This is a genomic window from Pseudomonas sp. ES3-33, assembly GCF_000952175.1.
GTDB lineage: Bacteria > Pseudomonadota > Gammaproteobacteria > Pseudomonadales > Pseudomonadaceae > Aquipseudomonas > Aquipseudomonas gregormendelii.
This window is the reverse complement of sequence record NZ_JZRI01000043.1, coordinates 47314-72619: the sequence shown is the minus strand read 5'-3', so window position 1 is coordinate 72619 and position 25306 is coordinate 47314. Positions and strand designations below refer to the sequence as shown.

Annotated in this window: 26 protein-coding genes and 2 pseudogenes; 19 read left to right on the top strand and 9 right to left on the bottom strand. The window is 58.0% G+C overall.

Annotated elements, in window-relative coordinates:
* Positions 1 to 382 precede the first annotated feature (382 nt).
* Positions 383 to 1588 carry a GGDEF domain-containing protein gene (locus UB23_RS05690; protein ID WP_045058350.1) on the bottom strand — a complete coding sequence of 402 codons (1206 nt, stop codon included), beginning with the start codon at positions 1586 to 1588 and terminating at the stop codon, positions 383 to 385.
* Positions 1589 to 1796: 208 nt separating this feature from the next.
* On the opposite strand from UB23_RS05690, the gene UB23_RS05685 reads away from it, so the two are divergent.
* On the top strand, positions 1797 to 2171 hold the full coding sequence (locus UB23_RS05685; protein WP_052672965.1) for an ABC transporter ATP-binding protein: 375 nt from the start codon (positions 1797 to 1799) through the stop codon (positions 2169 to 2171).
* 123 nt (positions 2172 to 2294) lie between these two features.
* On the opposite strand, the gene UB23_RS05680 is transcribed toward UB23_RS05685, so the two are convergent.
* Positions 2295 to 3389: a GNAT family N-acetyltransferase/peptidase C39 family protein gene (locus tag UB23_RS05680; RefSeq protein ID WP_045058349.1), complete on the bottom strand. Its 1095-nt coding sequence runs from the start codon at positions 3387 to 3389 to the stop codon at positions 2295 to 2297.
* Positions 3390 to 3483: 94 nt separating this feature from the next.
* Between UB23_RS05680 and UB23_RS05675 the strand changes: the two genes are divergently transcribed.
* The 5 genes from UB23_RS05675 to UB23_RS05660 all read left to right on the top strand — a co-directional run bounded on the left by UB23_RS05675 (position 3484) and on the right by UB23_RS05660 (position 7941).
* The gene (locus tag UB23_RS05675) at positions 3484 to 5064 is read left to right on the top strand and encodes a RimK family protein (protein ID WP_045058348.1); all 1581 of its coding nucleotides are present in this window, start codon (positions 3484 to 3486) and stop codon (positions 5062 to 5064) included.
* A gap of 3 nt (positions 5065 to 5067) precedes the next feature.
* On the top strand, positions 5068 to 5979 hold the full coding sequence (locus UB23_RS05670; RefSeq protein ID WP_045058347.1) for a magnesium transporter CorA family protein: 912 nt from the start codon (positions 5068 to 5070) through the stop codon (positions 5977 to 5979).
* 194 nt (positions 5980 to 6173) lie between these two features.
* Positions 6174 to 6638 carry a thiol-disulfide oxidoreductase DCC family protein gene (locus UB23_RS28270; RefSeq protein WP_082069130.1) on the top strand — a complete coding sequence of 155 codons (465 nt, stop codon included), beginning with the start codon at positions 6174 to 6176 and terminating at the stop codon, positions 6636 to 6638.
* A 152-nt stretch (positions 6639 to 6790) separates the two neighbouring features.
* A complete protein-coding gene (gene folE / locus UB23_RS05665) occupies positions 6791 to 7351 on the top strand; it encodes a GTP cyclohydrolase I FolE (RefSeq protein WP_045058346.1) in 561 nt (186 codons plus the stop codon).
* A gap of 143 nt (positions 7352 to 7494) precedes the next feature.
* Positions 7495 to 7941 (top strand): PAS sensor domain-containing protein, encoded by a 447-nt coding sequence (locus UB23_RS05660; RefSeq protein WP_045058345.1) that lies wholly within the window; start codon positions 7495 to 7497, stop codon positions 7939 to 7941.
* 69 nt (positions 7942 to 8010) lie between these two features.
* Here the strand turns inward: UB23_RS05660 and UB23_RS05655 are convergent, their stop codons facing one another.
* Positions 8011 to 9129, bottom strand: a complete 1119-nt coding sequence (locus UB23_RS05655) for an aldo/keto reductase (RefSeq protein WP_201777866.1) — start codon at positions 9127 to 9129, stop codon at positions 8011 to 8013.
* Positions 9130 to 9153: 24 nt separating this feature from the next.
* Here UB23_RS05655 and UB23_RS28265 point away from each other — a divergent pair, with 24 nt between their 5' ends.
* The 4 genes and pseudogenes from UB23_RS28265 to UB23_RS05640 all read left to right on the top strand — a co-directional run.
* Positions 9154 to 10071 (top strand): LysR family transcriptional regulator, encoded by a 918-nt coding sequence (locus UB23_RS28265; protein WP_082069129.1) that lies wholly within the window; start codon positions 9154 to 9156, stop codon positions 10069 to 10071.
* 554 nt (positions 10072 to 10625) lie between these two features.
* Entirely contained in the window at positions 10626 to 10799 is a 174-nt protein-coding gene (locus tag UB23_RS29885) for a hypothetical protein (protein WP_177328533.1), read from the top strand.
* Between the two features lie 76 nt (positions 10800 to 10875).
* A pseudogene (locus UB23_RS30145) lies at positions 10876 to 11091 on the top strand (TonB-dependent siderophore receptor); the annotation flags it as partial.
* A 74-nt stretch (positions 11092 to 11165) separates the two neighbouring features.
* A pseudogene (locus UB23_RS05640) lies at positions 11166 to 11426 on the top strand (response regulator); the annotation flags it as partial.
* A gap of 73 nt (positions 11427 to 11499) precedes the next feature.
* Here the strand turns inward: UB23_RS05640 and UB23_RS05635 are convergent.
* Entirely contained in the window at positions 11500 to 11751 is a 252-nt protein-coding gene (locus UB23_RS05635; RefSeq protein WP_045058343.1) for a hypothetical protein, read from the bottom strand.
* Positions 11752 to 11914: 163 nt separating this feature from the next.
* Between UB23_RS05635 and UB23_RS05630 the strand changes: the two genes are divergently transcribed.
* Complete coding sequence (locus tag UB23_RS05630; RefSeq protein ID WP_045058342.1) at positions 11915 to 12232, top strand: DUF883 family protein; 318 nt, start codon at positions 11915 to 11917, stop codon at positions 12230 to 12232.
* Between the two features lie 65 nt (positions 12233 to 12297).
* On the opposite strand, the gene UB23_RS05625 is transcribed toward UB23_RS05630, so the two are convergent.
* Positions 12298 to 13338: an Ldh family oxidoreductase gene (locus UB23_RS05625; protein WP_045058341.1), complete on the bottom strand. Its 1041-nt coding sequence runs from the start codon at positions 13336 to 13338 to the stop codon at positions 12298 to 12300.
* Between the two features lie 278 nt (positions 13339 to 13616).
* Here UB23_RS05625 and UB23_RS05620 point away from each other — a divergent pair, with 278 nt between their 5' ends.
* Positions 13617 to 14621, top strand: a complete 1005-nt coding sequence (locus UB23_RS05620) for a FecR family protein (RefSeq protein ID WP_045058340.1) — start codon at positions 13617 to 13619, stop codon at positions 14619 to 14621.
* 152 nt (positions 14622 to 14773) lie between these two features.
* Here UB23_RS05620 and pvdQ read toward each other — a convergent pair whose 3' ends face one another.
* On the bottom strand, positions 14774 to 17089 hold the full coding sequence (gene pvdQ / locus UB23_RS05615; RefSeq protein ID WP_045058339.1) for a bifunctional acylase PvdQ: 2316 nt from the start codon (positions 17087 to 17089) through the stop codon (positions 14774 to 14776).
* A gap of 244 nt (positions 17090 to 17333) precedes the next feature.
* On the opposite strand from pvdQ, the gene UB23_RS05610 reads away from it, so the two are divergent.
* The gene (locus tag UB23_RS05610) at positions 17334 to 17705 is read left to right on the top strand and encodes a fe2+ zn2+ uptake regulation protein (protein ID WP_045058338.1); all 372 of its coding nucleotides are present in this window, start codon (positions 17334 to 17336) and stop codon (positions 17703 to 17705) included.
* Positions 17706 to 17723: 18 nt separating this feature from the next.
* Here UB23_RS05610 and UB23_RS05605 read toward each other — a convergent pair whose 3' ends face one another.
* Complete coding sequence (locus UB23_RS05605) at positions 17724 to 17912, bottom strand: hypothetical protein (protein ID WP_045058337.1); 189 nt, start codon at positions 17910 to 17912, stop codon at positions 17724 to 17726.
* A gap of 250 nt (positions 17913 to 18162) precedes the next feature.
* Between UB23_RS05605 and UB23_RS05600 the strand changes: the two genes are divergently transcribed.
* The 5 genes from UB23_RS05600 to UB23_RS05580 all read left to right on the top strand — a co-directional run bounded on the left by UB23_RS05600 (position 18163) and on the right by UB23_RS05580 (position 21767).
* Entirely contained in the window at positions 18163 to 18609 is a 447-nt protein-coding gene (locus tag UB23_RS05600) for a DUF411 domain-containing protein (protein ID WP_045058336.1), read from the top strand.
* Positions 18609 to 19043: a YqaA family protein gene (locus UB23_RS05595; protein WP_045058352.1), complete on the top strand. Its 435-nt coding sequence runs from the start codon at positions 18609 to 18611 to the stop codon at positions 19041 to 19043. Before UB23_RS05600 ends, UB23_RS05595 begins: the two co-directional genes overlap by 1 nt.
* A gap of 82 nt (positions 19044 to 19125) precedes the next feature.
* Entirely contained in the window at positions 19126 to 20151 is a 1026-nt protein-coding gene (locus UB23_RS05590) for an alpha/beta fold hydrolase (RefSeq protein WP_045058335.1), read from the top strand.
* A 13-nt stretch (positions 20152 to 20164) separates the two neighbouring features.
* Positions 20165 to 21118, top strand: coding sequence for a D-2-hydroxyacid dehydrogenase family protein (locus UB23_RS05585; RefSeq protein WP_045058334.1), 954 nt, complete (start codon positions 20165 to 20167; stop codon positions 21116 to 21118).
* A 115-nt stretch (positions 21119 to 21233) separates the two neighbouring features.
* On the top strand, positions 21234 to 21767 hold the full coding sequence (locus tag UB23_RS05580; protein WP_045058333.1) for a tetratricopeptide repeat protein: 534 nt from the start codon (positions 21234 to 21236) through the stop codon (positions 21765 to 21767).
* 67 nt (positions 21768 to 21834) lie between these two features.
* Here UB23_RS05580 and UB23_RS05575 read toward each other — a convergent pair whose 3' ends face one another.
* Positions 21835 to 23136, bottom strand: coding sequence for an ATP-binding protein (locus UB23_RS05575; RefSeq protein ID WP_045058332.1), 1302 nt, complete (start codon positions 23134 to 23136; stop codon positions 21835 to 21837).
* Positions 23137 to 23140: 4 nt separating this feature from the next.
* A complete protein-coding gene (locus UB23_RS05570) occupies positions 23141 to 23842 on the bottom strand; it encodes a response regulator transcription factor (protein ID WP_045058331.1) in 702 nt (233 codons plus the stop codon).
* A gap of 294 nt (positions 23843 to 24136) precedes the next feature.
* On the opposite strand from UB23_RS05570, the gene UB23_RS05565 reads away from it, so the two are divergent.
* A complete protein-coding gene (locus UB23_RS05565) occupies positions 24137 to 25294 on the top strand; it encodes an efflux RND transporter periplasmic adaptor subunit (protein WP_045058330.1) in 1158 nt (385 codons plus the stop codon).
* Positions 25295 to 25306: the final 12 nt, after the last annotated feature.

Here is a 25306-nt window from a genome sequence, read left to right as displayed (position 1 = left end):
CCTCCACAATTGGCTGAAAAGCGAAAGAAAATTCCAGATCCAGTTCGCGAGTGTTTTTGCAACCTTGGCATACATCCGACAAAGTTGATAAGCCAGGAAAAATTTTCACGTGGCGCTCCAAACATCAACTACCATTTTCATCACAGCTGATCTAACAAACTTTGAGCAGTTGAATAAATACGAGATTAACCTTCGAGAAGGTAAGGACGCCCAGGAGATTTGATTGTAGCAGTTTATTTGCATAACGGCTCTCCCCTACTGATAACTGCACGATTTTCACCCCTGAAAACAATATAAAGAAATCAAAAACGTTTATAACTTAGACACTTACCCTTATTTCACGCCGATAAACGTTTGTATTTATAAAGCGTCACACGTGGAATCACGACGCTTCAGTCGTTTGTGGAGTGTCACTGAACGGCGCAGCAATGCGCAGGCGACAAGGCTGCGCCAGTCGCAAGGTATTTCGCCCCAAGCCCTTAGCCTCATAAAGCGCCGCATCCGCCCAGGCAAGCAGGCTGGCGGTGGTATCACCGTCTTCTGGCATCACACAGCAAACACCGATACTGATGCGCACCGGAATGCTTGCGTCACCGAACTGCGCTGGTGTCTCGGCCAAAGAGGCACGCAGTTTATCAAGCATAGCAACGGCGCCTTCGGGGCTCGTACCAGGCAGCAGCACCAGGAATTCTTCGCCTCCATAACGACCAATACTGTCGCAATGACGAAGACGCTCGGTCAGATGGTTAACGCAGTGGCAAATCACTTCATCACCCGCCAGATGACCATGGACGTCATTGATCTGTTTGAAGTGGTCTATATCGACCATGGCCACAGCAAGATAAGCATTCTCTCGGCGTGAACGTTCCAGGTCTTTGGAAAACTGCTCAAGGATAGCTCGACGATTGAGAATGCCTGTCAGAACGTCCCGCAGCGCCATCTGCTGGAGTAATGACTCACTGCGCTCCTTGGACAGCAGCACAAGCCCGAGAGAGATCATCATCGCGGTGAAAGTACCGATACTGACCGAGATAGTCTGCTTGAGGTTGCTGACATCGTAGCGCATCTCGGCAGCCCCCCCGCCGAGCACAGCCACCACCCGCATGCCCAGGCCAATCAGGCTGATACTCGCCCCAATGATCAACAGCATCCGTGCACGGCCCTGAGCGGGAATGTAGCGGCGAGTCCAGTAGATGATCAATGCGCACTGCACCATCAACACCCCAGTGGCAGCGAGCATTCTCGGCTCCAGGGTTTCGATCAGGCTTGCCATCAACGTCAGCATCAGTACAGCCGGCGCGAAAACCCGCCACCAAGCCACTGGCAACTCGATAATCCGGAACAAGCTGGCACCATAGAAGGCCAGCGCCACCGCGAGTAATGTATTGGCGGCACCATAGGTCAACCATAATGGAGCATGACCGTAAAAGGTGTAGCCAACGTAGGCCAAGGCATGGGCCAATAAACCAAAGCCAATGGTGAGCAGACCGTCACGCTGGTTGAACTGGCCGACCAGAATCAGACAAAACGCCATGATCGTCGCGACTAACGCGACACAGGCAAAAAGCGTGGGGGTATGGGCAATCATGGAGTCTCACAAGGCGCCGCTGGAAATAGCTCTGATCGTGAGTTTAGCTGAGATGGCCGACTGCCAGTATGTGTTTGTCGGACGACGGTGGTCAGCGAGGACGGGCCAGATGTCGCCGAGGGAGGCTCATCTGGCGAAAAGTCTTCGAGCACACATTTCCCAACCCCATCCATCAAAACAAGCTGCATGAAACATTCTTAATACACGAATGAGATTTATTCCCATAGCCTTGGCCCTTGTTCGCAGTCCCCGGTTATTGCTACTGGACGAGCCGACTTCTGCGCTGGATCTGGCCAATCAGTTACAGATACTTGATGCTGTCAGCAGCTATACACGCAAACATAACATCGTCACGCTGGCGATTTTCCACGACATGAATTTGGCCAGTCGCTATGCCGACGACACAATGATGCTGCACCAGGGCCATGTGCATTGCAGCGGTTCGACAGGCGCCACGTTGACACCGGAAAACCTTGCGCACGTCTATGGCGTCGATTGCCGCGCATTGAGTGTCGACGCTGGGACATTCACCGCGGTCTATCCAGTATCTGTACTTACGCCTGAACAACGAGCAGCCCATTAAATATCAGATTACAGTTTGCTAGCCAAAGACCCCGCGCAGCATGGAGGGTGCGAGTGATGTCTTCAAACAACAATCACTCGGCCAGCGAAAACGCTAACGTTTCGACACCCAGCGAGCGCCCCTTTAGCGTGCGCGCAGCATGACGGCAGCCCGTACTCGGCGAGAGCCAAACGTGCTCATGCGCATAAACTCCTCGTGACTCACTGGCAGGTGCTGGCAATCGATGCTCTGACGGTGGCGGCTGTGATCCACATCCGGATCGTGCAGATACACAAACTCGTCGTCGCAACCTGTTATCAGTACCCAATGAGGGGCCTTCAACCGGGTGAACCGGTAGTTACTGATCAGTACCACGGGTTTGAATCCAGCCACAATTGCTGCGCGGATATCAAAATTGGAAGCCTGCTCCTGTATGACACCCGCTTGCACCAAATCCTCAGCGAAGCTGTCTTCTACCAGCTTCATGATGGCCTTTTTTTCCGGACTGCGTACGCCCTCCAGAAACAGCGAGCCAAGTTGGCTAACCACCAGACGCACCTCAAAACCGCGCCGACAGGCAGCTAAAGCCAAGCCCTGAGGACTGCAGCCACCGTGTCCTGCGGTCATGAAGATGGTAGTCGCCTCGCGCCAGAGCTGAATTTCCTCCTTGCGGCTCATTGGCCGGCTCGTCTCGATGGCAGCCATAGCCATCAGCAGACAGGCCGCGCCGCATGTGAATTCGGTGGTCTGTTGATAATAGGGTACTTGACGTGTCGGCGACGGAGCTTGATGGAGGATTCGCTTCTCGTAACGCAGCGCTTCGGCATGATCTTCGTAGTAGTCTTCGACGACTGCGAAGCGCTGGTATCCATTGGCCTCATACAGGCTGATGGCCGCGGGATTATCGGCTCTGACCTCCAAACGCAACCATGCGCAGTTCCGGGAAAGCGCACGCGTTTGTGCCTCTTCCAGCAGACTCTGGCCGAGGCCATGGCCTCGCCATGCCTGACTGACAGCGATTGAATACAGGCGTGCGAGTGATGTGCCACGATGAAAGAGCAACAGGGCATATCCCGCCAGTTCTTCCTGGCATTCGGCGACAATCAAACAACTATTGGCACGGCTGACCATCCAATGAAAATTGCGCTGGCTCAACCGATCAAGCGTAAAACACTCCTGTTCCAACGCGACCAATTCGTCGATATCGTCCGTCGCTGCAACGCGAAAGTTAAAAAGCATGGTGGCACCGTAATGTTTGAGTAACGAACCGGGACAGACCCGGATGTCCGTGATTTATTGAAGCGGCGTGTTCTTCAATAGGGATCGATTACTCATGTCAGCGGTGCAAACCAACGTGAACGAAGTATTGGACAAATCGGAACGTTCCACAATATCTCTCGTCGAGGAGCCTCCCAGCACGGGGCGTTCAGGCAGCCAGTTGCTGATCCTCGTCGAACGCAAGGAAGACTGGGCCAGCTACCTCCCCAGTGAAAGCCTGATGCTTGCCCAGGATTACCTTGAGCACAGCGACGACCTCCCCGGTCGCACGCAGGTGATCAACCTCTGCCGCAACTACAAGTACCTGGGCCAAGGCTACTACTGCTCTTTGCTTGCCGAAGCGCGCGGGCACAAGGTGTTCCCATCGGTGCGCATCATCAGCGAGCTGTCGCGCAAGGCGCTGTACGGGGTGGGTCTGGATGATCTTGAGCGCACCCTGGAGCGGGCGCTGGCCAACCATCCTTATGGCAATACCGAAGCCTTTACCCTGTCATTGTATTTTGGCAAAGCCACCATTGAGTCACTGCAAGAGATCGGCCGTCAGCTCTTTGAGGCGTTCCCCTGCCCTATTTTGCTGGTGGAATTTCGCCGTGGTGAGACGTGGCAGATTGCCGGAATCAAACCCGGTGCATTGCACAAACTGCGTGATGAGCAACAGCATGCTTTTGCCAACGCCTTGGATGCCTTCAATCGGCGCACATGGCGACAACCGGCGTCCAAGCGTATGGCTCGATACGACCTGGCAATATTGCAAGATCCCGCAGAGGCGCTGCCACCTTCCAATTCATTGGCGCTGGAGCGATTTGTTGAAACCGGCAAACAGCTTGGTATCGATGTCGAACTTATCGAGAAAAAAGACTATGCGCGCCTGGCAGAATTCGACGCGTTGTTCATTCGCGAGACTACCCGCGTAGACGACCACACCTACCGTTTTGCCAAAAGAGCCGAGAGTGAAGGTCTGGTGGTCATCGATGATCCATCTTCCATCCTTCGTTGCACCAACAAGGTGTACCTGACTGACCTGCTCAAGCGACGCGGCCTGGGAATGCCAGCGACGGAAATCCTCTACAAGGATCGACCTCAGGAACTGGAGCAGGCAGGCCGTCGGTTGGGCTTTCCTCTTGTACTGAAAATTCCCGACGGCTGCTTCTCGCGGGGTGTCATCAAAGTCGCCGATGCGCAGGCGCTGTCGTCGGCAGCACAGGAATTGTTCGAGCATTCGGTGCTGCTGCTCGCTCAGGAATACTGCTACACGGAGTATGACTGGCGCGTAGGCGTGCTTAACGGCGAAGCCCTTTATGCCTGTCAATACTTCATGTCCAAGGGGCATTGGCAAATCTACAACCACAAAGCCGTGCCTGGTGAAATAAACGGCATGTGCAAGGCCGTCCCGATCGAGCAAGCGCCGCCAGAGGTTGTGCAACTTGCAGTCGACACCGCACGGCTGATCGGCAATGGCCTTTACGGCGTCGACCTTAAACAAGCCGGTGACCGGGTGTTGGTGATTGAAGTCAACGACAACCCTAACCTGGATGCGGGAACCGAAGACGCCGTATTAGGCGATGAGCTGTATCGGCGGGTGCTTCAAGCATTTATCCAGAGGCTGGAACTCAAACATCGCGGCCAGGCGTGGTAAGCGATGATCGAAGCCTACAGCATTCAGGAAGGTAACCTGTGCCAGGCGCCCGACGATCAAGCCAGTGTCTGGCTGTGCGTCGCACCGGATGCCGGCGAGCAGTTGCTGCTCCGGGAACGATTGGGGATCGGCGCCCAGGCGCTGGAGTCATCCCTGGACCCGGACGAAGTAGCGCGCATCGAGATCAAGCCAGACCATCTGTTCCTGATCTGGAAGCGACCGGAGAGCTTCGATGGCCGAGCGTTCAATGTGTCGTCGTTCGGAGTGGTGTTGAGCGAGCAGAGGTTGGTGGTGATCTGCGCGAGCAACTCACTTCTAGCAGGTTTGGAGAGCGACTCAGCGCTGAGCGGCCCTCTGGATGTGCTGATGGCGCTGCTGGCTGAAAGTGTGCATCACTATTTGGGCCACTTGCGTGTTGTCAAGCAGATGGCCCGCGAGGTGCAGCAACAAGTCAGCCGCACAATGGATAACCAGCAACTGGTGCAGATGTACAATTTGAGCGAAAGCCTTGTGTACTACGTGAACGCCATTCAGAGCAATGGCGCAGTACTCGCCCTGCTTCGAAGCCATGGCCAGCGCCACGGGTTCGGCCCAAGTCAACTGGACTCGCTCAACGATCTGATTATCGAGAACGAGCAGAGCTACCAACAGGCAAGGATCCACGCCAAGGTGTTTGCGAATCTGATAGAGGCACGTGGCAATCTGGCGAACAATGGCATGAACCTGGCGCTGCGCAACCTGACCCTGATAAACGTGGTTTTCCTTCCACTCAACCTGATCGCAAGCATTGGCGGCATGTCGGAGTTCAGCATGATGACCGCCGCCATACCTTGGTGGGTGTCATTCCCCTGTTTGGTTGTTGGCATGGCTGCGATAGGCGGCGGCATGGCCGCGGCACTGCGGCGAGTGGCTTGATGATCCGCGCTTGAAGTTGAACCGAGCAGGACTGTGCAGCCCGCCGCGCGCAGCGCTATTGCTGCTCTTGTGATCTCTACTTTGAACGCTGCCCGGCGGGCGGGCGGATCATTTTCACGGCAAACGAATGACCATGATTGTCAGTTGGTTTTTTTAGGCTTATCTTGTACAAAACCTATACAAGATAGACATCAATGTACAATAAAGAGCATTGGCCACTGACGCTGTACTTTGACGGTACATGCCCGCTGTGCGCGCGTGAAATCAAGATCCTGCGCCGACACGCCGCAGGGAGTCGACTGCTGTTTGTAGACATCAGCAGTGATGCCTTCGACGCAAGGACACTCGGGTTTACGCTCGAGCAAATGCAGTCCTCGCTGCATGCCCGTTTTGCCGATGGCCGCTGGGTAACCGGACTGGACGCCACTCTATGGAGTTGGCGAGCCGCCGGCCTGGGGTTCTGGGCAACGCCACTGACATGGCGTGCAGTCCGGCCGCTGCTCGCCGCAGGCTATCGCCTCTTCTGCCGCTTACGCCCCAATTTGGCCTGGTTGCCTCATCCAGAGGGTCGCCGTCGATGTGTCGACAGCTCTTGCACAGTGCCGGAATCAAAACCCGTACCTGGCGAGCATCTCACCTGCAAAACTAAGCAGCCCTAGGATGCTTCGCTCAGGTACGGCCTGAGGAAGAACCTGAGCGACAGGTGACAGGGCGAAGCTCGTGTTCCTGAGTCAGATCTTACGCAGCCCAAACGCCCCTAAAGCCAAGGATGGCCGTCACATGAACCGCAGCATGGCTGCGAGGAATAGAAATGAACCCATCATTAGCCGACCACTACCGTGAAATTCTTGTCAGCGTAGGCGAGAACCCTGAGCGTGAAGGATTGCTGGACACGCCCAAACGCGCAGCCAAGGCGATGCAATACCTGTGCAACGGCTACACGATGAGCCTGGAAGAAGTGATCAACGGTGCACTGTTCGAATCGCTAAATGATGAAATGGTCATCGTGCGTGATATCGAACTGTATTCATTGTGTGAGCATCACATGCTGCCCTTCATCGGCAAGGCTCACGTCGCATACATCCCCACCGGAAGAGTACTGGGGCTGTCGAAGGTCGCACGGGTGGTTGATATGTTTGCCCGCCGCTTACAGATTCAGGAAAACCTCACAAAACAAATCGCCGACGCCATTCAGCACATCACCGATGCCGCCGGCGTGGCTGTGGTCATAGAGGCCAAGCACATGTGCATGATGATGCGAGGCGTGGAGAAGCAAAACTCGGTGATGACCTCATCAGTGATGCTGGGCGCCTTTCGCGAGTCGTCCGCTACGCGCCACGAGTTCCTGCAACTGATCGGGCGACCAGCTTGACACCAAAGGTCGCGCCTGTCCGCGCATACCTTTCTCGCTGGCGGCGCCTTGGTCAGTCATAGGAATGCTGTCGAATTGTGTCGAAAGCATTTTGAAACCCCAAGTTGTCCTAAAATGATGTGACATTCACTGGGGCTCAGAAAATGATCAATGCAGAACTGCTTCAACTGATGGTTGAAGCATCCAACGATGGCATCGTGGTAGCAGAGCAGGAAGGCGACGAGAACATACTGATCTACGCCAACCCCGCCTTCCAGCGCCTGACGGGCTACGGTGTTGACGACATCCTTTACCAGGACTGTCGCTTTCTGCAGGGTAATGACCGCGACCAAAGCGGCCTGGCAACAATCCGGGAGGCGATAAAGAACTTTCACCCCTGCCGGCAAATCATTCGCAACTATCGCAAGGATGGCAGCGCTTTCTGGAACGAACTGTCGATTACCCCTGTGTTTAACGACGCAGATCAACTGACGTACTTCATCGGTATCCAGAAGGACGTCAGCGTTGAGGTTGAGGCTCGCGAGCGAGTCCGTGAACTTGAAAGTGAAGTCGCACGATTAAAGGAACAATTGGCGCAATTGCGACGCTAAGCCTGACTGCGTCTACTGAGTTAATGCCCGCCGCTCCTTTCAAGACCAATGAGGTTTCAAGTCAATGAATTACCATTGGTGATGCACATGAGAGGCGATTTTCGATTCATACAGGTCACGAACCGCTTGCATCGACTCGTCAGAAATCGGCGCCAAGTCACTCGAATCACTATTTGCTTTGGCTTGCTGTGGATTCTTGGCCCCCGGGATGACAGTCGTCACCCCGGACTCCATCAAAATCCAGCGCAATGCAAACTGCGCCATTGTCACGCCCTGCGGCACTAAGGGCCAAAGTCGCTCGACGGCTTCCAGCGCTACATCAAACGGTACGCCGGCGAAGGTTTCGCCTTTATCGAACGCCTCCCCATTTCGATTGAACAAGCGATGATCATCCGCAGCGAAAGTAGTAGCGTTCGTCATTTTCCCACTTAGCAAACCGGAAGCCAAAGGCACGCGAACGATAACCCCAACTCCACGTTTTTTAGCCTCTTGCATGAAAAGAGAAGCGGGCCGCTGACGGAAGATGTTGTAGATCATCTGAACCGAAACGACACCAGGGTATTCGATAGCCTTCAAAGCCTCTTCGACCTTTTCCACCGAAACGCCGTAGTGACGTATTTTCCCTGCGGTAATCATGTCCTCCATTACCTGAAAGACATCGGGTTGATAGTAAATTTCGGTAGGTGGGCAATGAAGTTGAACAAGGTCGAGACAATCTGTTTGCAGGTTTCGCAGGGAGCGGTCTACGAAATCGTTCAGATTCGCTCGCGTGTAGCCTTCAGCCACATGAGGATTTAACCTCCTTCCAGCTTTTGTCGCGATAAAAGGCCGCTCCCCGCCTCGCTCTTTCATCACATCTGCAATGATGCGCTCTGATCGTCCGTCACCGTAGACGTCCGCGGTATCGATGAACGTTGTGCCTTGGTCCAATGCCCCGTGAAGTGCCGCTTTAGCATCAGACTCTGAAACCTCACCCCAGGCTCCACCGATGGCCCATGCACCAAATCCAATTTCGGAGACTTTTCTGCCCGTGCGTCCAATGACTCGGTGATGCATATCTGCTTCCTCTTCTCTTAGCCCTACATGACGCCACTGGCGAATATTCCCGATCACCCGGTAGTTTGGCGATGTCATCAGGTCGTTGACGGGGTGCTGATATTCGCACAGGCTAAACTGAAAGCAGCTCATCAACTCCTTGAAACCTATTCATCCATGACCCAGAAAAATCGCATCGATTTCGCAGACCTGAAGGTTTTCCTGTCCATCGTCCGATGGGGAAGTTTCAAATCAGCAGCTAAAGAATTGGGCCTGACTCCTTCGGCTTTGAGCCATGCCATACGGCGGCTCGAAGACCGCTTGGGCGCAAAGTTACTGAACAGGACAAGTCGTGCCGTATCGCCCACTTTTTTGGGGCTGGATTTAGCGGAGCGTCTGGAAGATGGCTTCAACAAGATCGGCGCCGCGCTTGAAACGTTTGAAGCGCCAGGCGTTGGCAATCTTGGTGAGATTCGTCTCAATGTATTTGCAGATGCTGCCGATCTGCTGATCGCACCAGCACTCCCTGAATTCGTCCGACGCTGTCCAGGCGTGCGTCTTACGGTAGTGGTCGATAACAGGCCCATTGATATTGTGGCCGAGGGATACGACGCGGGTATACGCTACGGTCATCATGTTCCGAAAGACATGGTCGCATTACCGTTGAGCGGGCCTCAGCGCTGGGTTTTGGTGGCCTCGCCAGGCTATGTCGAGCAACACGGAGCGCCGATGACCATAGAAGATCTGGAGCATCACACCTGTCTTCAACTACTTTTGGGAGATAACTCGAGCTTTCGCTGGGAGCTGCAGGTTGAGGGTGAGCGCAGGAAAATTCGTGTTCCAGGATTGGTGACCATCAATGATACAGCCACAACTATCTCTGCCGCTAAAGCGGGCGTGGGCATCGCCTATGTGCTTGAAGCACGAATAACACCGGAATTAAAGTCTGAAACACTGAGATTGATACTTCCACAGCACGCATCCGCGGAAGATCCATTCCATATATATTACGGTAGTCGTAGATACAATCACCCAGCACTACATACACTGATCAACATTATAAGAGAACAGCAATCCGTTCCAAACCTGTTGTAGGCAATTTTTCACATGCCTGCAGCGTGCTGAGTTCTTCTCCGATCGAATTCACAAAATCATTTTTAATCGAAGCTGGAACGCTAGCCAATCGGACTGATTTTTATCCGATCTATCAACCACCGCCCGGCTGGGCCGGGCAAGGTGCTGGTCGAGCTGGGCGACAGCATCGTTGCGCAGCCCCTCGAACAGGCCTTGAGCGCGGACTCAGCTTCCTGCCGCACGATTAGCCGAACACCCTACGCAGGATGGAGGGCGCAGAGTGATGTTTGTTTGGAGCCGAGATCAAGATGCCAACATAATCGTTACCGAACTGGTCGATCAGTTGGGCTTCGCCCCGATATCGCTTGGTACGATCGATGAAGGAGGAAAACTCTTAGGGCTAGGCGGCCCGCTCATTCTTCAAAATATCGTCAAATATCAATAATCGGTCAGCTGAGTGACCATCATTGGCGATGGCTGCGCAGTAGCAAAAAGATCGTAAAGAAATCGTAGATCGCCTTGAGTTCCGCCATAGATATTTTATCCTCCGGAACACATTTCGACGGAAGAACATTATGAGCAGCTCAGACCTGGGAATTATGATCATTTCAATTATTGGATTGTTCGGATTGGCATCTTTTGTTTTTGAGCATTTGAGCCGTAACCGCGCAATCGAAAACAACTGTCAGAAACCCTCCATCGAAAAGCGACAAAATGAAGCCCGGCCAAAGAAAAATACCCACTACTAAAAAATTGCCCTGATTTAACCACCCTACTTTAATCTTTATAAGATCTTCATTCTTTCGCTCCGCATTCTTTTAACAACTCGCCGCTTACCCAATCGTTCTTAGAGATTTTTCGATCACTGCCCCTGACAACATCAACAATACAACGCAGGCCGGTCAGCAGACTTCAAAGGGAATCGAGCTGACGGGCAAGCTGCAAGTCACTTCCAGGCTGATGGCGGAAGCTAACTTCGCCTACGTCGATGCCCAGTACGACGAGTTTACCGAGAACGTGGGCGACCAGGCGGTATCGCGCGGTGCCTGGTTTTGGCGCTGTGGTTTGTGTCGGGGTAATGTTGCTCCATGTCGGCTAGCCAACCATGCTCCAGGCGTAAATGGCTCGAGGTTCTGGGTAGAGAACAGCCTGCCTTGATCATCACCGACTTTATGAGGCCGGTCATGGACGGCCTGGAATTCGCCACAGCCGTCCGGAGCCTTCCTTGCGCTGATCAGTTGCCGATCATCCTGATGAACGGTGCTCAGGCACATATTGGAATGCACAAGTCGGATTTGGTTGATGCGGTATTGGCGAAGCCATTCAACATCGACTTGATCATTGCCGAAGTCAGAAAACTCTTGGGGTCATCGTAGTCCGCAGCCGCTCTAGGCAATGAGATTCGCCCAAGTCCACGGCGATCAGCGCTACCCCATGGCGCCGGGTTGGCTACTTGGCAGCCATCAAGCGATTGACTTCACTGCGCACCATGTTGGCAAATTCCGGGGGCGACATGGCGTCGAGCTCGGAACGGACCCACTCGGCCCATTTACCTTTGCGTTTGGCGCGCTCGCCAAACAACCGTGCGGCCTCGCCCTTGGCTTTGCCCAGGTTGCTTTGCCAGAGATCGAACAGACGGGATTTTTCATCTTCAAGCGCGGCGCGCTCGGAAAGGGGTTTGTCGGCCAGATTGAAGCTCATGGGGTTTACCTGCTGTGTAAATTGGCGACATCTTACACCCTGGTAGGAAATGTCCTGCGCTGGATTTTCTCAAGGATCACATTTTCGCGCTAAATCCCTGCAACTTTTCCTGCCGCTCTACACTCCATTGTTCACTGTCCATCCATCAGCAAGGAGTACTTCAATGGCCCGGAAAACTGCCGCGCAAATCGCCGAAGATCAAATCAAGGATCAAGCGTTCAGCGAGTTGCAAGCGTTGATCGAAGAGTCGGACAAACTGCTCAAGAGCAGCGCATCACTGGTCGGTGAGGAGGCAGAAACCCTTCGCGGACAGGTCGCCCAAAAACTCCAGCAAGCCATGGACTCGGTCAGCAGCGTGCGCGATCGCACCAAGCCTGCCGTAGAAGCCACCGAGACCTACATAGGGGGCCATCCGTGGCAGACCGTGGCGATCTCCGCAGGCTTCGGCCTGGTGGTGGGACTGCTACTCGGTCGCCGCTGATTCAAGCGCAACCTCCGAAGCGGCTGGCGTTGCCAGCTGCTTCGGCGTTTCAGCCTAAGGCAGTTCTAGTCCCCCGCAAGCGCCCGCAGATTGTCCAATGTCTGCGCATCCAGCTCGATACCTCCAGCCGCTGACTTGGTCCGTAGTTGATGACGGCGGTCCCCCGGCAAGCGTTTAAGCCCTGCACCATGCATCTGCCGCACCAGTTCCTGGCTGCGCTCGGCAAAACTCTGCCCGGCGGCCTTGCTCGGGTCGATCACAATCAGCAACTGTCCGGTCCACGGGGTCTTGGCTCCGGGGTGGTTGGACCAGTCGAACTCGAACGAAAAATTACCACCTGTCAACGCTGCCGCCAGCAACTCCACCATCATCGACAGTGCTGAGCCCTTGTGCCCGCCAAACGGCAGCAAAGCGCCGCCCTCAAGGATGGCCTTTGGGTCCTGGGTCGGCTGGCCAAGGCTGTCGACGCCCATGCCCGCTGGCAGACGCTCGCCCTTGCGCGCGGCGATCTGCACGTCACCATGGGCAATCGCGCTGGTGGCCAGATCAAAGACGATGGGATCGCCGTCGGCGCGTGGCGCGGCGAAGGCAATCGGATTAGTGCCAAACAGCGGCCGGTCGGCACCGTGCGGCACCACGCAGGTCATGCTGTTGACCACGCTCAAAGCCACCAGCCCTTCGTAGGCAAAGGGTTCAACATCGGGCCACAACGCGGCGAAGTGATGGGAGTTGCGGATTGCCAGCACTGCGATGCCTGCACTGCGAGCCTTCTCCACCAGCAAAGCGCGCGCTGCCGCCAGTGCAGGCTGGGCAAACCCGTTGCCGGCATCGACCCGGACGAAGCCTGAGGCCACGTCTTCTACCAGCGGGATGGCCTGGCCGCTGACCCAGCCACTTTGCAGGGTCGACACATACCCGGGAATGCGGAACACGCCATGGCTGTGCGCGCCGTCCCGTTCGGCGCCCGCGCAGTTGAGGGCCAGGGTGCGGGCGACGTCGGCGCTGGTGCCATGGCGCAGGAAGATCTTTTCCAGTAACTGGGTCAATTCATCAAAAGACAGATTTTGCGAAGCCGTAGGCGTGGCAAGTTCGTGTGGCGCGGACATCTGAAGCTCCAGATTAATTATTGGAGGGGGCAACAGCGTGTAATGACAAACAAACCGATTAAACGCGAGCTGCACGGCCTGTCAATCTTTCGACCGGGCGGCGTTCAACCGGATTAATGTAACCGACCCGGCGGGGAATTTGGCGATAACTATTAACCAGGCGGCCCTTTGAACGGCAGGTTTAAATGAAAAACATTGCTGTTTGATGGGTAATTGCCATGACGGTGTTCTCGCCGACTTCCTGCAAAGGTTAGAATGCAGGAAATCAGGATGAGTCAATGACCGACACCCCCCTTCCGCAAGCCGAATACGACGCCATTACCGATGCCGCGGCGCACTGGTGCATGCGTCTGCATGCCATCGACTGCACCGCGCAAGAGCGCCTGGCGTTTGAGCAGTGGCGGGATGCTCATCCGCTGCACGCGTTTGAGTACGAAGCGATGCTGGAGATCTGGGAAGTCGCTGGCGACCTGCCGCGTCCGGCCACCGAAGGTGCGGCTGCCCTCCCCTTCAAGCCTGCCTCCCCTTGGCGAACCTTCGGTATTGCAGCAGCGGTCTGTGCGGTGGCGCTACCGTTGGCCGCCTACAGCGGCTGGAACCTCGGTTGGCTGCCCAATGCCTACGAGCACATTGAAGCGGGCGATACGGTGCGCCATGTGACCCTCAGTGATGGCAGCGAAGTCGAGCTGAACCTGGGCAGTAACCTGACTTTCACCAACTACAAGGATCAGCGCCGCGTTACCTTGAACAAGGGTGAGGCCTTTTTCAAAGTCAGCCACGACACGAGCCACCCGTTCATCGTGAAGGCCGCTGACGGGCGGATTCGGGTCACCGGGACTCAATTCAATGTCTGGATGTATGAGGATCAGGTACGGGTGAACCTGGTCGAGGGTTCGGTGCTGGTCAGCAGTAACGATGACCTTCCAGGTGATGGCCTGCGCCTGGGTCCTGCCATGCAGGCCAGCTATGGTCACGGAGACTACACTGCGCGCATCAGCCAGACCTACGACAACGACAACTCGCTGGCCTGGCGCAGCGGCAAGCTGGTGCTCGATGACCTGACGCTGAGCAACGCCCTGCCCTTGATCAACCGCTATCTAAGCAAACCCCTGGCGGTCGCCGACCACAACACCGGTGCGCTGCGGATCGGCGGAATCTACAACATCAAGGAGCTCAATTCTTTGGCGGCCTCGCTGCCCAAGGTGCTGCCGGTGTACGTGACCCGCAACAAGGACGGTAACCCGGTGCTCAACGCCATGCCGCAACAGGCCCCAAAAATCTGATACTTGCCCCCTGCCGGAGCGACCAGGCTCGCGATTAGGCTGTCGGGTCCGGCATCATTGCTGCCTGTGAGTCCGCTATCGCGAGCAGGCTCGCTCCCACGTAGTGTTTCCCAAAGGCTCATGTGCAAAGACTCGCTCTCACAGGGTCGCGCCTACCGGCCATCCCCCTCACTGATCCGCTCGACCCGATACTGCGGATCTGCCTCGATCTGCTGTTGGGTAAACGGCAAGACGCTGAGCTTCTTCCGGGAAAACGCCTCGGTCTGATCCCGCGAATGCTTTGACTGGGGATCGCTGGACAGCGAAAACGCCAGCAGTCCCTGGGCGTGTGGCCCCTTTTCATCGAAGGTCACCACCTGCAGGTAACTGGTGCCGCTCACCACCTCGAGCCGGCCGTCACTCCTGGGCACGCTCTGTATCGCGTTGTACACACCCAAGGTGCCTGGCCCGCCATGGATCGGCGTCTGCTGCCCGCCACTGCTGGCCACCTGAATGTCGCCCCAGCGACTGTGCTCGTTCAAGCCCATTTTGGCCGTCTGCTCCAACGACGCCAACATCGCTCCACGAATCGTTTCGGCAACCTGCGGCTCATCCACCCGCAGCCCGCGCGGCGTGTGCTGCGGGTCTTGTGGATCGAAACCCACACGCCATGCATCAGGCGACTCCTGCAGCGCCTGCATCAGGTTCTGGAAGTGCACAAATCCGATACCACTGTCCAGATTCGCCCTGCGGTCCCAGACTTTGAGGCTACTGCATACCGCGGCGAGTTGCTGCTCATCAGCCCCTTGGCCTGAAGCGCATAGCTGCAGCATATCCGGCATCACCAGGCCGGCGAGGTAGACCTCATCATCCAGCACCATGCGTTGCAGGTCGGCGGCGCCAATACGCCCCTTTGCCAAGGCCTGCAGGCGCTCCAGCGCAAAGCGCGAACGCAGCCCCAGCGGCTGTTCCTGCTGGCTGATCAACGGGGAGAATCCAGTCAGCGGTTGCGCCGGGTTGACCATCCACGCCGAGTCATTGGCGTGCTGCACGAAGTCCTTGCGCAGCAGTTGCGGTAAGTCGGCAGCGGCATAAATACCGGGTTGCACAGCCTGGGGATCGACGTCCCACGCGCATTCGCTGCGAGAACCATCGAGCACGATCATCTGCAGGCCGGCGCGCGGGTCGCTGCACGCCGCCAGTTTCGCGGCATTCACGTTGGGCACGACCGAAAGGTTCATGTAGAGCGTCTGGCCCTGATCATCGGCGGCCAGGGTGTTGACCCAGGGGATACCCTGGATCTTGTGCACTGACGCTTGCAACTGGCCAAGGCTGGTTGCGCGGTTCATCGAGTACCACTGCTGTAACACCCGATCGTTTTCCAGATTGGCATCGCGCAGGCTGTAGGCGAACTGCGAATCCCAGTCCAGCTTGCCGGGCCATTGCACCACGGGGCCGAATCGCGAGCTGTAGACTTCGCGTGTCATCGGCTGCACCTGACCGTCCGCAGTTTTTGCCTCTACCATCACGGTCTGCCGGGTCATCGGCAGCGACTTGCCATCCAGCAAATAGCGGGTCGGGTCCTTGGGATCGAGCTCCAGGCGGTACAAGGTAAAGTGTTTGGACGAATCCACCGTGTGGGTCCAGGCCAGGTGCTGGTTGAAACCGATGTTGATCATCGGCAGCCCAGGCAACGCGGCGCCCATCACGTCCAGCTGGCCGGGAATGGTCAGGTGCATCTGGTAGAAGCGCATGCCGCCGACCCAGGGAAAGTGCGGGTTGGCCAGCAACATCCCGCGCCCGTTGAAGGAACGCTCGCTACCCACGGCCACGGCGTTACTGCCGCGATCCAGGGCAAAACGCTGCAGGCGCGTGGACGCCACCTGGAACGAAGCCGGCGGGCCGGCCTGTGCAGCGCCTGCCTGGGGCGGCGAGGCACCCGCCAGTCCTTCGGCAAACTGACCAACCCCTCCCTCGACTAGCAAGCGCCGGGTCAGCTTGACCAGATCCTGCGTGGTGATGTCGCGCACCCATTCGCCCTGGCACTGCGGGGGCAGGCCCTTGGCCCGGGTTTCTTTCAGGGAGCGGTTGAAGCCTGCCACATAACCTTCCACCAGCTCGCGCACGGGGAGCGTTTGCGCCTGCCAGAATGCGGCAACCGCCTGGGGCGTGTTGAGCCAGGTGAAAAACACGTCGCTGACCTGGTTCTCCCGCTCTTCCACGGTCAACTGGGTCGGGCCGAAGTAGCGCGAGCGCTCGCCATTGACCGTGACAATCTCGTTCGCCAGCAAGCACAGATTATCTTGCGCATAGGCATAACCGATGCCGTAGCCCAGGCCGCGCTCGTTGTCGGCGCGAATGTGCGGTACGCCAAAACTGGTGCGCCGGATATCTGCGGTGGCCTCGTTCGGCTGCGCGCTTGCCGCAACGTTCACCGCTGCCAATACACCCGCAAGGCTCAATCGGGTCAACTGCCGGGAAATAATCACGCTCGCTCCTGATCGAAAATGCCAGTCATTGACTGTACGTACGCGACTGGCCTTCCCCCAAGAACGAAAATCCCGGGCAAAAATTTAGCGCCTGCAACCCCGTCTTCAAGGCCGCTCACACCTTGCCGACATGGCGTCGACAAAATTTCTACATTTGAGCCTTCATGATTTGGCCATCTCATCCGTCTTATTAAATGAGAGCACCCATCATTTACCGGACAAAGCTCGGAAAAGGAGTTTTTGCATGTACAACTCGCAACTGCCAACGGACGGTAGCATTGCGCCAATGGGAACATCCATTGGTGCCGGCGTTTTCGATCAACGTACCGATCGCCATGGCAACGAACGCATCAGGGTCCTGCTCAAGAGCTTCGGCCTGCGCACCAGCCTGATCCGCCTCAAAGTCATCGACGCCCTGTTGAGCGCCGCCGAACAGGAGCGTTCCCTGGGCGTGCGCGGGGTGCACAGCCAACTGCTGGACCTGGATATCCCCCTGTCCTTTCTCAGCGTGCGCGAAGTGTTGAAACGCTTGTGCAGCGAAGGGGTTATCAACCTCAACCCGGACAAGAGCTACAGCCTCAATCCCCAGGCATTCGCCGCATTGCACGGCGAATAAGCATCCGGTGTGCGTCGTTCAGGGCTTGACCTTGCGACGCATCACGCCGTTGATCACCACCACCAGCACCGCCACGCCAATGGCGATGTACTGGAAGGTTTTTTCGCCGATGACGCCGGTGTTCTGCAGATAAGACAAGCCAAACATGATCGCCAGCACTACCAGCGAGATCAAAATCGAATACTTCAAACGTTGTGACTGGGTCATGGGTAATTCCTGAACGTGAAAATATAGCCGCCTGCCTGTCGGGGTACAGGCGGGTCATCATGTTACAGGACTCGATTCCAGCCGGCACCGATGGTTTGCGGTGCAGTTGCACCCCAGGTTTTGCCTCAGGATGGATCCGCCTTGATCCTTCCTGCGCATTTTGTAGCACTTGGAAACACTCATTGAAGGCCTGGCCGTCGAAAAAGGTCAAAATGAATGTTTCCGGCCGCAATTCGAGACGAGACTCCCCATGCGAACCCACCTGCGACTGGCTGCCTTGAGCGCCTTGTTCATTTCTTCCCTGGCCCAGGCCGCCGACCTCATCCCAATCGAGGTCCATCGTGACGCCAACTGCGGCTGCTGCAAAAAGTGGATCAGCCACCTGGAAGCCAATGGTTTCAAGGTCGAGGACCATGTTGAAGCCGACATGAGCGCGTTCAAACAGAAACACGGCGTGCCGCCACGCCTGGCGTCCTGCCACACCGGGCTCATCAATGGCAAATTTGTCGAGGGCCACGTGCCGGCCGATCAGGTGCTGGCCTTGAGCAAGCGCGACGATTTGCTGGGCGTGGCCGCCCCCGGCATGCCCATGGGTTCGCCCGGAATGGAAATGGACGGCATGAGCGACGCCTATCAGGTGATCGGCCTGAACAAGGCTGGCGCTGACGTGGTGGTGGCGGACTATCCGGCCAAGTGATTGTCGGCGCCTACCTGGGGCTTTTCCTCGCCGCGTTCGGCGCCGCCACCTTGCTGCCGTTGCAATCGGAAGCCCTGCTGGTGAGTTTGCTGCTCAGCGGCAAGTACTGGCTTTGGGTGCTGCTGGCGGTCGCGACCCTGGGCAACGTCCTGGGGTCATTGGTGAACTGGTGGCTGGGGCGCGGTATCGAGCGCTTTCGTGATCGTCGCTGGTTTCCGGTGAGCCCCCGACACCTGGAAAAAGCCCGGGTGCACTACCAGCGTTATGGCCATTGGTCGCTGCTGCTCAGTTGGCTGCCGATTATCGGCGACCCGCTGACCCTGGTGGCTGGCGTAATGCGTGAGCCATTGGGCCGATTCCTGCTGATTGTCACTTTCGCCAAGGGCGCGCGTTACGGTGTAGTGGCCGTGGCGACCCTGGGCTTGGCCGGTTGAACGATCGGCCCCGCGTATTGCCTGTTTAATGTTGCCCTAATGAGGCCGTCCCAGGATCGGTCGATTACCAAGGAGTTCACCCATGTCCCTCGCCTTTTCCCGCTGGCTGCCCGGCCTGCTGTTGAGCGCTGCGCTGCCGGCTCTTGCCTACGCCGAAGGTCCGGAATATGGCCCGCAATTGCAGGGCTTCGAGTACCCCTACACGGTGAAGCATTTTGCCTTTGAGTCCCAAGGTGAATCCCTGCAGATGGGCTACATGGACGTCGCCGCCGAAGGCAAGTCCAACGGCCGCAGCGTGGTGCTGATGCATGGCAAGAACTTCTGCGGCGCGACCTGGGACACCTCGATCAAGGCGCTGAGCAAAGCCGGGTACCGGGTCATCGCACCGGACCAGATTGGCTTCTGCACCTCAAGCAAGCCAGCACATTATCAGTACAGCTTCCAGCAACTGGCGACCAATACCCAGCAACTGCTCAAGGCCCTGGGCATCCAGAAGGCGACCCTGCTGGGGCATTCCACCGGCGGCATGCTCGCCACCCGCTACGCGCTGCAATACCCCGAACAGGTCGATCAACTGGCCATGGTGAACCCCATTGGCCTTGAAGACTGGAAAGCCCTCGGCGTGCCCTATCGCACCGTGGACCAATGGTATGAGCGTGAGCTGAAAGTAACCGCACAAGGCATTCGCGACTACGAGCGCAGCACCTACTATGACGGGCGCTGGAAGCCTGAATACGACCGTTGGGTCGACATGTATGCAGGCCTGGCCAAAGGGCCGGGCAAGACCCAGGTGGCGTGGAATTCGGCGCTGATCTACGACATGATCTTCACCCAGCCGGTGTACTACGAATTCAAGGACCTTAAGGTGCCCACCCTGTTGCTGATAGGCACGTCCGATACCACGGCCATCGGCAAGGACATCGCACCGCCGCAGGTCAAGGCGAAAATCGGCCATTACGAAGTGCTGGGCAAAGAAGTGGCCAAACTGATTCCACAGTCGACCCTGGTGGAATTCCCCGGCATGGGCCATGCACCGCAAATGGAAGAACCGGAAAAATTTCATCAGGCCTTGCTCGCCTGGTTAAGCAAGACCAACTCCGTTCCTTGATGAGGTAAGGCCAATGGCTGTGCAGATTGCGGTGCTCGATGACTGGCAGGACGTGGCGCGCGACGTGGTGGACTGGACAGCACTGGACGCCATTGGCCTGGTGAGTTTCCTTCACGACTTCCCGGCCGATAACGCCACCCTCGCTCAGCGCCTGCAGGCCTTCCAGGTGATCTGCGTGATGCGTGAGCGCACGCGCTTCGATGAAGACCTGCTGCGCCGCCTGCCCAACCTCAAGCTGCTGGTGACCGGGGGCATGCGCAATGCGGCCCTGGACCTCAAGGCCGCGGCAGCCCTGGGAATTCAGGTCTGCGGCAGCGACAGTTACAAGCACGCCGCACCGGAGTTGACCTGGGCGTTGATCATGGCGGCCACGCGCAATCTGCTCGCCGAAGCCAACGCCCTGCGGGCCGGCCACTGGCAGCAAGGCCTGGGGGGCGATCTGCACGGCAAGACCTTGGGCATTCTGGGCCTCGGCAGCATCGGCCAGAAAGTCGCCGGTTTCGGCCAGGCCTTCGGCATGCGGGTGATCGCCTGGAGCGAAAACCTGACCCCCGAGCGAGCGGCGGCCGTCGGCGTGACTCATGTCAGCAAGCAGCAGTTGTTCGAGCAGGCCGACGTACTGTCGGTGCATCTGGTACTCAGCGAGCGCAGCCGTGGGCTGGTGGACGCCGAGGCGCTGGGGTGGATGCAGCCCCACTCGCTGCTGGTCAATACCGCACGCGGACCGATCGTGGACGAGGCGGCGCTGATCAAGGCGTTGCAAAAACAGCAATTGGGCGGCGCGGCCCTGGATGTGTTCGAACAAGAACCCTTGCCAGCCCATCACCCGTTCCGAACACTCGACACTGTGTTGGCAACACCGCATGTGGGCTACGTGAGCCAGCAGAACTATCAGCTGTTCTTTTCTCAGATGATTGAAGACATCCAGGCCTGGGCAACGGGAGCACCGATCCGCCTGCTGACCTGATCAGCAGTCAGGCAGGACACCATCATTTGAGCTTTGCTTACAGGGAGCGCTGCAAAGAAATGAACATTTGCCGGCGCGGCGATGTTCTTTAAGTATCACCCCTGAGGATTGGCTAATGAATACTCGTCTTGCCTGGTGCTCCCCCCTGCTGCTGGCCGCTGCGCTATCCAGCTCCCTTGCCTTCGCCAACGCTGACGAAGACGAGGAGCCGGCCAAGCCCAATTGTCCCAAAGGCCAGGTCTGGGACAGCAAGCAGCAAAAATGCCTGATGCAGGACAGCAGCCTGCTGCCTGACGCCGACCGCACCACTTACGCCTATCGCCTGGCCAAGGATGGTCGCTACGAAGAAGCCCTGGCGCTGCTCGACACGCTGAAACAACCCAACACCGCCAAGGCACTGAACTATCGCGGGTACGCCACGCGCAAACTGGGGCGCACCGACGAAGGCATCGGCTATTACCTGCAGTCGGTCAAACTTGACCCGCAGTATGCACAGGTCCGCGAATACCTCGGCGAAGCCTATGTGATCAAGGGCCGACTGGACCTGGCACAGGAACAGTTGCAGCACATCAAGTCCATCTGCGGCGACACCCGCTGCGAGGCCTATCAGGATCTGGCCGAGGCGATCAACGCCTCATCGAAAACCTGAAACGGCAGCGACGCCGCAGGCTGAATCAGCACCAGGCCCTGGCCCTTGGCGGGGCCGTTCGTCCATATCATGCTACGTTCGGCAACCACAACCTGAACCGGGCGCCGCCCAGGGGCGAAGCCTCCACCGTAAGTGTGCCGCTTTGGGCCTCCAGGGCTCGACGGCTGATGGCCAGGCCCAGCCCAAAGCCTCCGGTGGCGCGATCGCGGCTGCGATCAAGCCGGTAGAAGGGTTCGAAAATTCGCTCACGTTCGTCGTCAGGGATTCCGATCCCGTCGTCATCCACCCAGATCTCGCAACCGTGCGCCAGCACCTGCACGCTGACCTGGATACGTTTCTCGCAATAGCGCATGGCATTGCGCAATAGGTTCTGCAGCGCCCGCGCGGTGAGGCGTGGGTCGAGGCTGAAGCGCTCAAGCTGGCCATGCAGCCACACGTCGATGACGATGTCCGGCGACTCCAGCTCTTCGTCGACACTGCCCAGCACGCTGTCGATGAACTCATCCAGCGAGACCTCGACTTGCTCAGGCAGACGCGCAGGATTTTGCAGGCGGCTGTAGGACAGCAACTCCAGCACCAGTTCATCCAGTTCGCGAATGTGTGCCACCAAGCCTTGCAAGCGCTCGCGAGTGGCCGCTGGCAAATCATCGGAGAGTGCCAGCGCCAGGCCGAAATCCAGGCGTGTGAGGGGCGTGCGCAGTTCGTGAGAGACGGCATTGAGCAGGTCTCGCTGCTGGTTGAGCAGGCTTTCGATGTCACTGGCCATGGTGTCAAACACGTTCGCCAGGCTGCCGATGTTGGAGCGCGGCGAAATATTCGTGCGCTCACTCAGTTGTCCTTTGCCGAAACGTTCGGCGGTACCCTTGAGGCGCTCCAGATCACGCCAGTGCGCGCGCAGCCACAGTAACAGGCAGGCGAGCATGGTCGCGCCTATCAGGAGGTTAATGCTCCAGTACAACAGGTTGACGTCCAGCGGATCCGGCGGCACCACCATCTTGACCACGGTTTGCTCGTTCAGAGGCGCCACCGCCAGGGTGCGCCAGCCCCAGTCACCGATGCGCACAACCTTCTCGCCGCGCTGCAGGCGTTGGCGCTCCGCCGGAGAGAAATCAGCGTCGTCGATGGGTGACAGTACGATGTGCAGCGGCGCGAACTCCTTGTCCATCTGCTCGGCCAGGCCAGGCCACTGCTCCTGCGGCACGCCATGAAACTGCTTGACGATCAGGCTTTGCAGGCCGCGGGAATAGTCGAGGTTGTAGCTGACAAAGCGCTCGTGAAACAGCTTGATCACCAGGTCCGGTACCAGGTAAATCGCCGCGCTGTAGGAGACGATCGTGACCAGGTACAGGCGGAACAGGATTCTGAACATGGCTTCAGCATTCCCACTCGGAGCGGCTGAACAGGTAGCCCTTGCCCCACACCGTCTTGATCTTGCGCGCCTCGGCGGCGGTGTCGTCGAACTTGCGCCGCAGCTTGGAAATCGCCACGTCCACCGAACGGTCGGTGCCGTTGAACTCGATGCCACGCAGACGTTGCAGGATCTGGTCGCGGCTCAACACTTCGCCCGCGTGCCGGGCCAGTACCACCAGCAGGTTGTACTCGCCGCTGGACAGTTCCACGAGTTGCCCACGCCAGGTCACGGTGCGCTCGGACAGGTCGATGCACAGGTTGCCCATGAGGATCCGGTCGTTGGCGGTCTGCGGCTCGCCCAGGCTGCTGCGGCGCAACAGCGTGCGCACCCGGGCCAGCAGCACCCGGGGCTCGCAGGGCTTGGTGACATAATCGTCGGCGCCCATTTCCAGGCCCAGGACCTGGTCGTGGCTGTCGTCCCGGGCGGTGAGCATCAGGATCGGCAAGGTCGCCGAGTCGGCGCGCAGCAGGCGGCAGACCTGCAAGCCATCGAGCCCCGGCAGCATCAGGTCAAGGATCACCAGATCCGGCGGATTGAGCCGCGCGCGCTCGCGCACATGATCACCACGGCTGATCACGCTGACGGAGTAGCCATTACGTTCCAGATAGCTGGCAATCAGCTCGGCGAGCGCGGTGTCGTCTTCGACCAGGAGGATGTTGGGCATGGGGTGTTTCCAGAAAGTGCGATGGCGACTGTGAGATTGCGATCGCGGGCAAGCCTTGCTCCCAGGGATTCTCGTTGGACACAAATCCTGTGTACACCACAGATCCACTGCGGGAGCGGGCTTGCTCGCGAAAGCGGCATGACAGACGCAATAGGAATCAAGGCCTGCAGGATATACGCCATCACCCACTCCTGAGTAAAACCCTTACACAATTTCACACTGCACGTACAAAGCTTCACCGCTACTCTCGCCCCCTCCCCGTAGGATGCCGGGGGGTCACTATTGGGGTAATACATGTCAAAGAAACTGCTCGCCAGGCTCAGTCTGATTGCACTTGCGCTGACGCTGTGCGCCTGTGACAAGTCGTCGATCGCCGAAGAGACGGCGCCACTGGCTACCGTGCGCATTGAAACCATCGAGGCGCGGCCACTGTCGATTACCAGCGAACTGAGCGGGCGGATTGCCGCGCCGCGCATGGCCGAAGTCCGCGCCCGGGTCCCTGGCGTGGTGTTGCAACGGACCTTTCGCGAAGGCAGCGACGTCAAGCAGGGGGACGTACTGTTTCGTATCGACCCGGCGCCGTTCAAGGCTGACCTCGATAGCGCCGAGGCTGCGCTGCGCAAGGTCGAGGCCAACGCGTTCCAGGCGCGCTTGCAGGAGCAGCGCTACGCCCAGCTGGTGGATGGCAACGCTATCAGCGGCCAGGATTACGACAACGCCAGGGCCGCCGTGCGACAAACTGCTGCCGACGTCGCCGGCAACAAGGCCGCGGTCGAGCGCGCCCGCCTCAACCTCGGCTACGCCACAGTCACTGCACCGATTTCCGGTCGCATCGGCCGCGCCCTGGTCACGGAAGGCGCCCTGGTGGGGCAGAACGAAACCACGCCCCTGGCATTGATCCAGCAGCTCAACCCGATCCATGCCGACCTGACGCAATCGACCCGCGAGCTCAACGACCTGCGCCGCGCGTTTCGCTCCGGTCAGTTGCAGCAGGTAGGTCAGGGCCAGGCCAAGGCTACGCTGATCCAGGACGACGGCAGCCTCTACCCGCTGCCGGGCAAGCTTCTGTTCACCGATATCACGGTGGACCCGGGCACCGGCCAGATCACCCTGCGCAGCGAATTCCCCAACCCGGATCTCGATTTGTTGCCCGGTAGTTTCGTGCGGGTGCGCCTGGAACAGGCCATCGACCAGCAGGGCATCAGCGTGCCGCAGCGGGCCATCCAGCGCGACAGCGCCGGCGTGGCCCAGGTGTTGTTGCTCGATGGCGAACAGCGCGTCGGCCAGCAGCCGGTTGAACTGGGGGCCGTGCAGAACGATCGCTGGATCGTCACCGGTGGCCTGAAGCCGGGCGACCGCATCGTCATCGAAGGCCTGCAGCACGCCCGTACCGGTGAGAAAGTCCAGATCGACGACACCCCTCTTCCACTTGCCCAGGTTTCTGGCCAGTAAGCAGGACGCTTT